At 53.5% G+C, this 10737-nt stretch carries 22 protein-coding genes; all 22 read left to right on the forward strand.

Annotation, left to right across the window (positions count from 1 at the left end; translation table 11 throughout):
• Window positions 1-7 precede the first annotated feature (7 nt).
• Window positions 8-352, forward strand: coding sequence for a 50S ribosomal protein L22 (gene rplV, locus AB5Y89_RS02805; protein WP_010672561.1), 345 nt, complete (start codon window positions 8-10; stop codon window positions 350-352).
• A gap of 3 nt (window positions 353-355) precedes the next feature.
• A complete protein-coding gene (gene rpsC / locus AB5Y89_RS02810; protein WP_005331168.1) occupies window positions 356-1069 on the forward strand; it encodes a 30S ribosomal protein S3 in 714 nt (237 codons plus the stop codon).
• 13 nt (window positions 1070-1082) lie between these two features.
• Entirely contained in the window at window positions 1083-1496 is a 414-nt protein-coding gene (rplP, locus tag AB5Y89_RS02815) for a 50S ribosomal protein L16 (protein WP_010672562.1), read from the forward strand.
• Entirely contained in the window at window positions 1496-1687 is a 192-nt protein-coding gene (rpmC, locus tag AB5Y89_RS02820) for a 50S ribosomal protein L29 (protein WP_005307965.1), read from the forward strand. The genes rplP and rpmC overlap by 1 nt, the downstream gene beginning before the upstream one ends.
• Window positions 1687-1935: a 30S ribosomal protein S17 gene (gene rpsQ / locus AB5Y89_RS02825; protein WP_005307966.1), complete on the forward strand. Its 249-nt coding sequence runs from the start codon at window positions 1687-1689 to the stop codon at window positions 1933-1935. Before rpmC ends, rpsQ begins: the two co-directional genes overlap by 1 nt.
• A gap of 148 nt (window positions 1936-2083) precedes the next feature.
• Complete coding sequence (gene rplN / locus AB5Y89_RS02830) at window positions 2084-2452, forward strand: 50S ribosomal protein L14 (protein ID WP_005307975.1); 369 nt, start codon at window positions 2084-2086, stop codon at window positions 2450-2452.
• A gap of 11 nt (window positions 2453-2463) precedes the next feature.
• Complete coding sequence (gene rplX / locus AB5Y89_RS02835; RefSeq protein ID WP_005307977.1) at window positions 2464-2781, forward strand: 50S ribosomal protein L24; 318 nt, start codon at window positions 2464-2466, stop codon at window positions 2779-2781.
• A 13-nt stretch (window positions 2782-2794) separates the two neighbouring features.
• Window positions 2795-3334, forward strand: a complete 540-nt coding sequence (gene rplE / locus AB5Y89_RS02840) for a 50S ribosomal protein L5 (RefSeq protein WP_005331162.1) — start codon at window positions 2795-2797, stop codon at window positions 3332-3334.
• A gap of 10 nt (window positions 3335-3344) precedes the next feature.
• A complete protein-coding gene (gene rpsN, locus AB5Y89_RS02845) occupies window positions 3345-3650 on the forward strand; it encodes a 30S ribosomal protein S14 (RefSeq protein WP_005331161.1) in 306 nt (101 codons plus the stop codon).
• Window positions 3651-3669: 19 nt separating this feature from the next.
• Entirely contained in the window at window positions 3670-4062 is a 393-nt protein-coding gene (gene rpsH, locus AB5Y89_RS02850) for a 30S ribosomal protein S8 (RefSeq protein ID WP_010672564.1), read from the forward strand.
• A 13-nt stretch (window positions 4063-4075) separates the two neighbouring features.
• Window positions 4076-4609, forward strand: a complete 534-nt coding sequence (rplF, locus tag AB5Y89_RS02855) for a 50S ribosomal protein L6 (protein ID WP_010672565.1) — start codon at window positions 4076-4078, stop codon at window positions 4607-4609.
• Window positions 4610-4618: 9 nt separating this feature from the next.
• Entirely contained in the window at window positions 4619-4972 is a 354-nt protein-coding gene (rplR, locus tag AB5Y89_RS02860; protein ID WP_041212181.1) for a 50S ribosomal protein L18, read from the forward strand.
• Between the two features lie 14 nt (window positions 4973-4986).
• Complete coding sequence (gene rpsE, locus AB5Y89_RS02865) at window positions 4987-5487, forward strand: 30S ribosomal protein S5 (protein WP_005340605.1); 501 nt, start codon at window positions 4987-4989, stop codon at window positions 5485-5487.
• Between the two features lie 6 nt (window positions 5488-5493).
• Window positions 5494-5673: a 50S ribosomal protein L30 gene (gene rpmD / locus AB5Y89_RS02870; protein WP_005307985.1), complete on the forward strand. Its 180-nt coding sequence runs from the start codon at window positions 5494-5496 to the stop codon at window positions 5671-5673.
• 2 nt (window positions 5674-5675) lie between these two features.
• Entirely contained in the window at window positions 5676-6113 is a 438-nt protein-coding gene (gene rplO, locus AB5Y89_RS02875; RefSeq protein ID WP_005307987.1) for a 50S ribosomal protein L15, read from the forward strand.
• Window positions 6114-6121: 8 nt separating this feature from the next.
• Entirely contained in the window at window positions 6122-7450 is a 1329-nt protein-coding gene (gene secY, locus AB5Y89_RS02880) for a preprotein translocase subunit SecY (protein WP_010672567.1), read from the forward strand.
• Window positions 7451-7477: 27 nt separating this feature from the next.
• The gene (gene rpmJ / locus AB5Y89_RS02885; RefSeq protein WP_005319705.1) at window positions 7478-7591 is read left to right on the forward strand and encodes a 50S ribosomal protein L36; all 114 of its coding nucleotides are present in this window, start codon (window positions 7478-7480) and stop codon (window positions 7589-7591) included.
• Between the two features lie 139 nt (window positions 7592-7730).
• Window positions 7731-8087: a 30S ribosomal protein S13 gene (gene rpsM / locus AB5Y89_RS02890; protein WP_005307991.1), complete on the forward strand. Its 357-nt coding sequence runs from the start codon at window positions 7731-7733 to the stop codon at window positions 8085-8087.
• Window positions 8088-8101: 14 nt separating this feature from the next.
• The gene (rpsK, locus tag AB5Y89_RS02895; protein ID WP_005319702.1) at window positions 8102-8491 is read left to right on the forward strand and encodes a 30S ribosomal protein S11; all 390 of its coding nucleotides are present in this window, start codon (window positions 8102-8104) and stop codon (window positions 8489-8491) included.
• A gap of 39 nt (window positions 8492-8530) precedes the next feature.
• A complete protein-coding gene (rpsD, locus tag AB5Y89_RS02900; protein WP_010672568.1) occupies window positions 8531-9151 on the forward strand; it encodes a 30S ribosomal protein S4 in 621 nt (206 codons plus the stop codon).
• Window positions 9152-9176: 25 nt separating this feature from the next.
• Window positions 9177-10166, forward strand: coding sequence for a DNA-directed RNA polymerase subunit alpha (rpoA, locus tag AB5Y89_RS02905; protein WP_005307997.1), 990 nt, complete (start codon window positions 9177-9179; stop codon window positions 10164-10166).
• 43 nt (window positions 10167-10209) lie between these two features.
• On the forward strand, window positions 10210-10593 hold the full coding sequence (gene rplQ / locus AB5Y89_RS02910) for a 50S ribosomal protein L17 (RefSeq protein ID WP_005307999.1): 384 nt from the start codon (window positions 10210-10212) through the stop codon (window positions 10591-10593).
• Window positions 10594-10737 lie beyond the last annotated feature (144 nt).

Raw genomic sequence — 10737 nt, forward strand, 5'->3', positions numbered from 1 at the left:
ATAAATGATGGAAGCTATCGCTAAACACCGTTATGCCCGTACTTCTGCCCAGAAAGCTCGTCTGGTAGCCGATCAAGTACGTGGTCTGTCCGTAGACAAGGCTCTGAACATCCTGACCTTCAGCCCGAAAAAGGCTGCTGTTCTGGTGAAGAAAGTGCTGGAATCTGCCATTGCCAACGCTGAGCACAACGAAGGTGCCGATATCGACACCCTGCGTGTTGCCACCATCATGGTAGACGAAGGTCCCTCCATGAAGCGCATCCGCCCGCGTGCCAAAGGTCGCGCGGATCGTATCCTCAAGCGTACCGCTCACATCACTGTAGTGGTATCCGACGCTAAGGCTGGGAGATAAGCAATGGGTCAGAAAGTACATCCTAATGGCATTCGCCTGGGTATTACCAAGCCTTGGAATTCTACCTGGTTCGCGAACACCAAAGACTTCGCTGACAACCTGTACAGCGATTTCCAAGTACGCCAGTTCCTGACCAAGGAGCTGAAAAACGCTTCCTTGTCCAAGATCACTATCGAGCGTCCGGCCAAGAGCATCCGTGTGACCATTCACACCGCTCGTCCGGGTGTCGTGATCGGCAAGAAAGGCGAAGACGTTGAAAAACTGCGCAAAGCTGTAGCCGCAATCGCTGGCGTGCCTGCTCAGATCAACATTTCCGAAGTCCGCAAGCCGGAGCTGGATGGCAAACTGGTTGCCGACAGCATCACTTCCCAGCTGGAGCGTCGCGTAATGTTCCGTCGTGCTATGAAGCGCGCCGTACAGAACGCCATGCGCCTGGGTGCCAAGGGCATCAAAGTGGAAGTTTCCGGCCGTCTGGGCGGTGCTGAAATCGCGCGTACCGAATGGTACCGTGAAGGTCGTGTGCCCCTGCACACCCTGCGCGCCGACATCGACTACGCAACTTCTGAAGCCCACACCACTTACGGTGTGATCGGCGTTAAAGTTTGGATCTTCAAGGGCGAAGTTCTGGGCGGTCTGGCTGCAGTCAATGCTGCCGCTGCTCAAGAGCAAGCTCCTGCGAAGCCCAAGCGTGACAACAAGCGCCGCGCTGCCAAGTAAGGAGATTCGGTAAATGTTGCAACCTAAGCGTACTAAATTCCGCAAGACCCACAAGGGTCGTAACCGCGGTCTGGCCAATGCCGGTAACGAAGTATCCTTCGGTACCTTTGGCCTGAAGGCGACATCTCGTGGTCAACTGACTGCTCGTCAAATCGAAGCAGCCCGTCGTGCCATGACCCGTCACGTTAAGCGTCAAGGCAAGATCTGGATCCGTGTGTTCCCGGACAAGCCCATCACCGAAAAGCCCCTCGAAGTTCGTATGGGTAAAGGTAAGGGTAACGTGGAATACTGGGTTTGCCCGATCCAGCCTGGCAAGGTTCTGTACGAGATGGATGGTGTACCTGAGGCTCTGGCGCGTGAAGCGTTTGCCCTGGCCGCAGCTAAGCTGTCTGTTCAGACCACTTTCGTAATTAAGACGGTGATGTGATGAAAGCCCAAGATCTGCGTCAAAAGAGCGTCGAAGAACTGAACCAGGAGCTGCTGGGTCTGCTGCGTGAGCAATTCAACATGCGCATGCAAGCTTCCACCGGCCAGCTGGCTCAGACTCACACTCTGAAACAAGTGCGTCGTGACGTCGCACGTATCAAGACTGTACTGACTGAGAAGGCAGGTGCGTAATGACTGACAAGATCCGTACTCTGCAAGGTCGTGTAATTAGCGACAAGATGGACAAGTCCATCACCGTCGCTATCGAGCGCAAGGTAAAGCACCCGATCTACGGTAAGATCATCAAGCGTACTACCAAGCTGCACGTGCATGACGAGAACAACGAGTGCAAGGCTGGCGATCTCGTGGAAATCCGCGAGTGCCGCCCGCTGTCCAAGACCAAGTCCTGGACCCTGGTTGCTGTCGTAGAAAAGGCCTAATTCGGTACTTTTTAGCCCAAACGGCCCCCCATCGGGGCCGTTTGTTTTTTAGGCTACCTTTTCAAAAATAGCTGTGTTATAGTTTCGCGCCTTTTGAAGGCAGCCAGATCCCATCAGGGATAAGAAGTAAACAAAGCGGAGCACTAAGATGATCCAGATGCAAAGTATGCTGGGTGTTGCCGACAACTCCGGCGCTCGCAGTGTAATGTGTATTAAGGTTCTGGGTGGTTCGCACCGCCGTTATGCCGGCATCGGCGACATCATCAAGGTTTCCATCAAGGAAGCCATTCCTCGCGGTAAAGTGAAGAAAGGTGATGTGTATAACGCGGTGGTCGTACGCACCCGTAAAGGCGTTCGTCGTCCGGACGGCTCTGTCATCCGTTTCGACAACAATGCGGCTGTGTTGCTTAACAACAACCAACAGCCAATCGGTACTCGTATTTTTGGCCCGGTGACCCGTGAACTCCGTAACGAGAAGTTCATGAAGATTGTGTCCCTGGCACCCGAAGTACTGTAAGGAGTCGAACGATGGCAGCTAAAATCCGTCGCGAAGACGAAGTAATTGTTCTTACCGGCAAAGACAAGGGCAAGCGTGGCAAAGTCACTCAAGTCCTGATTGCAAAAGGTAAGGTAATCGTGGAAGGCATCAACCAGGTGAAGAAACACCAAAAGCCGGTACCCGCACTGGGTCAGGCTGGCGGCATCGTCACCAAAGAAGCCCCCATCGATGTATCTAACGTCGCGCTGTTCAACTCTGCCACTGGCAAGGCTGACCGCGTTGGTTTCCGGATTGAAGACGGCAAGAAAGTCCGTTTCTTCAAATCCACCGGCGAACTTGTGAAGTAATTGGAGTTTAACGATGGCGAAACTGCATGATTACTACAAATCCGATGTAGTAAATGAACTGTCCAAGCAGTTCGGTTACAAGACTATCATGCAAGTCCCTCGGATCGAGAAAATCACCCTGAACATGGGTGTTGGTGAAGCGATCTCTGACAAGAAGTTGCTGGAAAATGCTGCTGCCGATATGGCTGCCATTTCCGGTCAGAAACCGCTGATCACCAAAGCACGCAAATCTGTTGCGGGCTTCAAGATTCGTGAAGGCTACCCGATAGGTTGTAAAGTAACCCTGCGTGGCGAGCGTATGTGGGAGTTCCTGGAACGGCTGATTTGCATCTCCGTACCGCGTATCCGTGACTTCCGTGGTCTGAACGCCAAGGCGTTCGATGGCCGTGGTAACTACTCCATGGGCGTGCGTGAGCAAATCATCTTCCCGGAAATCGACTATGACAAGGTCGATCGCGTCCGTGGTCTGGATATCACCATCACCACTTCCGCGAATACCGACGAAGAAGGCCGTGCTCTGCTGGCTGCCTTTAACTTCCCATTCCGCAAGTAAGGTTAGGGTTATGGCTAAAACATCCATGAAAGCACGTGAAGCAAAGCGTGCGAAGCTGGCAGCCAAGTTCGCGACCAAGCGTACCGAGCTGAAAGCTATCATCGTTGATATGAACGCTTCTGAAGAAGCGCGTTGGGATGCTGTCTTGCAACTGCAACAGCTGCCCCGTGATTCCAGTCCGTCCCGCCAGCGTAACCGTTGCAACATCACTGGTCGTCCGCACGGTTTCCTGCGGAAGTTTGGCCTCTCTCGCATCAAGGTGCGTGAGCATGCCATGAAGGGCGAAATTCCGGGCCTCAAAAAGGCCTCTTGGTAAGAATCTCGGGAGTTAGACTATGAGCATGCAAGATCCGATCGCGGATATGCTGACCCGCATCCGTAACGGTCAGGCGGCGAGCAAAGTTGCGGTTTCCATGCCTTCTTCCAAGCTGAAAGTGGCTATCGCCAAAGTGCTGAAAGAAGAAGGTTACATCGCTGGCTACAACGTAGCTGGTGACGTGAAACCGGAACTGGAAATCGAACTGAAGTATTTCCAGGGCAAGCCGGTTGTAGAACTGATCCAACGCGTGAGCCGTCCCGGCCTGCGTATTTACAAGCGCACTACTGATCTGCCGAAAGTCATGGGCGGTCTCGGTGTTGCTATCGTGTCCACGTCTAAAGGTGTGATGACCGACCGTGCTGCCCGCAAGGCAAGCATGGGTGGTGAGATCATCTGCTACGTCGCTTAATAGGAGGTCGGAAATGTCTCGCGTTGCTAAGGCACCCGTCACTATTCCTGCTGGCGTAGAGGTGACTCTGAACGGCCAAGAACTGTCCATCAAAGGTGGCAAGGGTTCCCTGGTTCGTTCCATCCACGCCGGTGTAGAAGTGACCAAAGAAGACAATGTACTGAAGTTCGCCCCGCGCGACGGCATCGCTGGTGCTGACGCTCAGGCCGGTACTGCCCGTGCATTGGTCAACAACATGGTAGTCGGTGTTACCCAAGGCTTCGAGCGCAAGCTGCAGCTGGTTGGTGTAGGTTACAAAGCCTCCATCAAGGGCAATGCTGTTGCGCTGGCACTGGGCTTCTCTCACCCGGTAGAGCATGCGCTGCCGGCTGGTGTCACCGCTGAATGTCCGTCCGCCACCGAGATCGTTCTGCGTGGTGTGGACAAGCAGCTGGTTGGCCAAGTCGCCGCCGATATCCGTGCTTACCGCGCTCCGGAGCCCTACAAGGGCAAGGGTGTACGCTATGCCAACGAGCAAGTGCGTACTAAAGAAGCTAAGAAGAAGTAAGGTAACACTATGGACAAGAAAGCAGCTCGTCTCCGTCGTGCTACTCGTGCTCGGAAAAAGATGCAGGAACTGGGAGCTACCCGTCTGGTTGTTCACCGTACCCCGCGTCATATCTATGCGCAGGTTATTGCAGCCAACGGTTCCGAAGTTCTGGCCTCTGCTTCCACAGTAGAGAAAGCCATCAGTGAAGCTCTGAAATACACCGGTAACGCAGATGCTGCTACCGCTGTAGGTAAGGCTATCGCTGAGCGTGCTATTGCCAAAGGCGTTCAGAACGTATCTTTCGATCGTTCCGGTTTCAAGTATCACGGTCGTGTAGCCGCTCTGGCTACCGCTGCTCGTGACGCTGGTCTTCAGTTCTAAGCTAGGAGTCGAAGATGGCTAAAGTCGAATCTCAAGCCGGCGAACTGCAAGAAAAGCTCATTGCAGTAAACCGTGTTTCGAAAACTGTTAAAGGTGGTCGTATCATGTCCTTCACCGCGTTGACCGTGGTGGGTGATGGTAACGGCCGTGTAGGTTACGGTTACGGTAAGGCCCGTGAAGTTCCGGCCGCCATTCAAAAGGCGATGGAACAGGCTAAGCGTAACCTGAACAAGGTTGAGCTGAACAACGGCACCCTGCACCACCCGGTGCGTGGCGTTCACTCTGGTTCCACCGTGTTCATGAAGCCGGCCTCCCAAGGTACTGGTATCATTGCAGGCGGCGCCATGCGTGCCGTACTGGAAGTTGCTGGTATCCACAACGTGCTGGCCAAGACCTACGGTTCCACCAACCCAATCAACGTTGTTCGCGCAACTGTCGACGCTCTGGTTCACGGTCAATCACCGGAACAGATCGCGGCCAAGCGTGGTCTGCGCGTTGAAGAAATTCTGGGGTAATGCGACATGGCTAACACTGTAAAAGTAACTCAAACTCGCAGCTCTATCGGCCGTCTGCCAAAGCACAAGGCGACTCTGCGTGGTCTGGGTCTGCGTCGCATTGGTCACACCGTTGAGCTGGAAGATACTCCCTGCGTACGCGGTATGATCAACCAGGTTTATTACATGGTTAAGGTGGAGGGCTAAGCATGCGTCTGAATACTCTGTCTCCGGCCGCTGGTTCCAAGCGCGTCAAGCACCGTCCGGGCCGTGGTATCGGTTCTGGTCTGGGCAAGACCGGTGGTCGTGGTGTTAAAGGTCAAACCTCTCGTTCCGGTGGCGGCAAGGTCCGCAACGGTTTCGAAGGCGGCCAGATGCCTTTGAAAATCCGTCTGCCGAAGTTCGGTTTCTTCTCTCGCAAATCTTTGGTTTCTGCCGAAGTGCGCCTGAACGAAATCGCCCTGGTAGAAGGTGATGTGGTCGACGTGAGCACTCTGAAGCAAGCCGGTGTTATTACCAAAAACATCGTGTTCGCTAAAGTTGTTCTGTCTGGCAACATTGACCGTGCTGTGACCGTTCGTGGTCTGTCCGTCACCAAGGGTGCACGTGCAGCCATCGAGGCCGCTGGCGGTAAAATCGAGGAATAATCAGTACAATGGCTAAGAAACCAGGATTGGATGTTAAAGCACAAGGTGGTCTGAGCGAACTGAAGAGCCGTCTGCTCTTCGTTCTCGGGGCAATTATCGTGTTCCGTGCAGGCTCTTATGTGCCGATCCCTGGTATTGACGCCGCCGTACTGGCCGAGTTGTTCCAACAACAGAAGGGCACCATCATTGAGATGTTCAACATGTTCAGTGGTGGTGCACTCTCGCGTGCTTCTATTCTTGCACTGGGGATCATGCCGTACATTTCGGCGTCGATCATTATCCAGTTGCTGACTGTGGTTCACCCTGCTCTTGCTGAACTCAAGAAAGAAGGTGAATCCGGCCGTCGCAAGATTAGCCAATATACCCGTTGGGGCACGCTGGTTTTGGGAACGTTCCAGGCCATTGGTATTGCAACAGGTCTGCCGAATATGATGCAAGGACTCGTGACTCATCCGGGTTTGGGCTTCTATTTCACAGCCGTTGTGAGTCTGGTCACCGGTACCATGTTCTTGATGTGGTTGGGTGAACAGATTACCGAGCGTGGGATTGGTAATGGTATCTCGTTGATTATCTTCACAGGTATCGTCGCCGGTCTGCCTCATGCCATTGGCGCTACGGCCGAACAGGCACGTCAAGGGGAATTGCACATCCTGCTGTTGTTGTTGCTGGGCTTGATTGTTTTCGCTGTGACTTACTTTGTGGTGTTCGTGGAGCGTGGTCAGCGTCGTATCGTCGTTAACTATGCCAAGCGTCAACAAGGCCGCCAGGTATTCGCTGCGCAAAGCACACACCTGCCGTTGAAAGTGAATATGGCCGGTGTGATTCCTGCGATTTTCGCATCCAGCATCATCCTCTTCCCGGGTACCATTACCTCCTGGTTTGGTCAGGGCGAGGGCAAGATCGCTGACATTCTGCAACAGGTCTCTATGGTCCTGCAGCCGGGTCAGCCCTTGTACGAGATGCTCTATGCAGCAGCCATTATCTTCTTCTGCTTCTTCTATACCGCGTTGGTGTTCAACCCCCGCGAGACAGCAGATAACCTGAAGAAGAGTGGAGCCTTTATCCCGGGGATCCGCCCGGGCGAGCAGACAGCACGTTACATCGATAAGGTTATGACTCGCCTGACATTGGCAGGTGCGCTCTATATTACCTTTATCTGTCTGGTACCCCAGTTCCTGATGACTGCCTGGAACGTACAGTTCTACTTCGGTGGCACCTCGCTGCTGATTATCGTGGTAGTTATCATGGACTTCATGGCTCAGGTTCAGACCCATATGATGTCTCATCAATATGGCGACGTCCTGAGGAAGGCCAACCTGAAGGGCTACGGCCGCTAAAGGTCGGCGTAGTTACGGAGTTAAGCAATGAAAGTTCGTGCTTCCGTTAAGGCAATCTGCCGTAACTGCAAAATCATCAAGCGTCACGGTGTGGTGCGTGTGATTTGCAGCGAGCCAAAGCATAAACAGCGCCAAGGCTAATTTTTTACGGTTAGTACTTGCAACAAATAGTTGTGCTGGCTAATATAGCCAGCCAACTTTTGTTGTGTATTGGTTGACCGCCACGTATCCGCTCACGGGCTTTGTGGTGGTCGTTATCTACTATATGTAGGAGTGAATAGTGGCCCGTATCGCTGGCATTAACATTCCTGACCATAAACATGCCGTCATTGCGTTGACTGCTATTTATGGCGTCGGTCGTACCCGCTCCAAGGCCATCTGTGCCGCAGCCGGTATCGCTGAGAATGTGAAAATTAAAGACCTGGACGAAGCTCAGATCGAGAGTCTGCGTGAACAAGTAGGTAAATTCACCGTTGAAGGTGACCTGCGTCGTCAGATTTCCATGAACATCAAGCGATTGATGGATCTGGGTTGCTACCGTGGTTTGCGTCACCGTCGTAGCCTGCCTGTTCGTGGTCAACGTACCAAGACCAACGCTCGTACCCGTAAGGGTCCGCGCAAGGCTATCAAGAAGTAACGGGAAGGTAGAAAATGGCTAAAACTCCGACTCGTGCTCGCAAGCGCGTTAAAAAGCAAGTGAGCGACGGTATTGCGCACGTTCATGCATCTTTCAACAACACAATCGTGACCATTACTGACCGTCAGGGCAATGCTCTGTCTTGGGCTACCTCTGGTGGTTCCGGTTTCCGTGGTTCCCGTAAGTCCACTCCGTTTGCTGCCCAGGTAGCTGCTGAGCGTGCTGGTGAGATCGCCAAAGAATACGGCGTGAAGAACCTGGAAGTCATGGTCAAAGGTCCGGGTCCCGGTCGTGAGTCTTCCATCCGCGCTCTGAACGCGGCTGGTTTCCGCATCACTAACATTACTGATGTGACTCCGATCCCGCACAACGGTTGTCGTCCTCCCAAGAAGCGCCGCGTGTAACGCTGTAGCTACTTGGTCTAGGATTGTTGGAGAAAGAAGATGGCAAGATATATCGGTCCTAAGCTTAAGCTTAGCCGTCGTGAGGGCACCGACCTCTTCCTGAAGTCTGGTGTTCGTGCGATTGATTCTAAGTGCAAGATTGACACCGTTCCTGGTCAACACGGTGCGCGTAAAGCGCGTCTGTCCGACTACGGTGTGCAACTGCGCGAGAAACAAAAAGTACGTCGTATCTACGGCGTATTGGAAAAACAGTTCCGCAACTACTACCGCGACGCTGCCCGTCAAAAGGGTAACACCGGTGAAAACCTGTTGCAGCTGCTGGAAGGTCGTCTGGACAACGTCGTCTACCGCATGGGCTTCGGCGCCACTCGTGCTGAATCTCGTCAGCTGGTGAGCCACAAAGCCATCATGGTAAACGGCCGCGTTGTGAATGTTCCTTCTTTCCAGGTATCCCCTGAGGACGTGATCTGCGTTCGCGAGAAGGCTAAGAAGCAAGCGCGTATCAAAGCTTCCCTGGAAGTTGCTGGTCAGCGCGAGAAGCCGACTTGGGTAGAGGTTGACGCTGCTAAGATGGAAGGTGCCTTCAAGCGCCTGCCGGAGCGTTCCGACCTGTCTGCCGACATTAACGAACAGCTGATCGTCGAGCTTTACTCCAAGTAAAGCTAGCTTCTAAAGAGAGGACACAATGCTGGGTTCTGTAACAGATTTTCTTAAACCGCGGCTAGTTGACATCGAGCAAGTTAGCCCGACTCACGCGAAAGTGACTCTCGAGCCGCTTGAGCGTGGCTTTGGCCACACGCTGGGCAATGCCCTGCGTCGTATTTTGCTGTCATCTATGCCCGGTTGTGCGGTTACTGAAGTCGAGATCGACGGAGTACTGCACGAGTACAGCAGCAAAGAAGGTGTACAGGAAGACATTCTTGAAATCCTGCTCAACCTGAAAGGTATCGCTGTGAAGCTGGAAGGCAAGGACGAGGTAACTCTGTCCCTGACCAAGTCTGGAACAGGCCCCGTTACCGCTGGTGATATCACTCACGGTGATGAAGTCGAGATCGTAAACCCGGAGCACGTAATCTGCCACCTGACTGGTGCAAATGCTGAGATCAGCATGCGCCTGAAAGTTCAGCGCGGTCGTGGTTATGTGCCTGCTTCTGCTCGTGTTCACAACGATGATGAAGAGCGTCCTATCGGTCGCCTGCTGCTGGACTCCGCGTTCAGCCCCATCGTTCGCATCGCCTACAATGTCGAGGCGGCACGTGTGGAACAGCGCACCGACTTGGACAAGCTGGTTATCGACATGGAGACCAATGGTACTCTGGATCCGGAAGAAGCCATCCGTCGTTCAGCCACTATTCTGGCAGAGCAACTGGAAGCCTTCGTGGATCTGCGCGATGTCAGCGTGCCCGAGAAGAAAGAAGAGAAACCCGAGTTTGATCCGATTCTGCTGCGTCCTGTCGATGATTTGGAGCTGACAGTTCGTTCAGCGAACTGTTTGAAGGCAGAAGCTATCCACTATATTGGTGATCTGGTACAGCGTACCGAAGTTGAGTTGCTTAAGACTCCTAACCTCGGTAAGAAGTCCCTGACTGAGATCAAGGACGTGTTGGCCTCCCGTGGTCTGTCTCTTGGCATGCGCCTTGAGAACTGGCCGCCCGCCAGCATCGCTGACGAGTAATCCAGATTACGGGTTTCACAGATTTAGTTAGAAGGATAAGGTCATGCGCCATCGTTTGAGTGGTCGTCAACTGAACCGGAACAGCAGCCATCGTCAGGCTATGTTCCGCAACATGGCCAGCTCCCTGGTTCGTCATGAGATCATCAAGACGACTCTGCCTAAGGCAAAAGAGCTGCGTCGTGTAGTTGAACCGCTGATCACCCTTGCCAAGACTGATAGCGTTGCTAATCGTCGCCTGGCATTTGCCCGTACTCGCGATAACGCGATCGTGGCTAAGCTGTTCAATGAACTGGGCCCGCGCTACCTGGAGCGCGCCGGCGGTTATACTCGCATTCTGAAATGCGGTTTCCGTGCTGGCGACAACGCTCCTATGGCTTACATTGAGCTGGTAGACCGCCCGGCCGCTGCTGAAGCAGCTGCTGAGTGATAAAAGAAAAAGCCGGGCTTGTCCCGGCTTTTCTTTTAGTGGATTTTGATACTGCCTCTACTGCCTCTACTGCCTCTACTGCCTCTACTGCCTCTACTGCCTCTACTGCCTCTACTGCCTCTACTGCCTCTACTGCCTCTACTG

This window comes from Aeromonas sp. s4, from assembly GCF_040907855.1.
GTDB classification, from domain to species: domain Bacteria; phylum Pseudomonadota; class Gammaproteobacteria; order Enterobacterales; family Aeromonadaceae; genus Aeromonas; species Aeromonas caviae.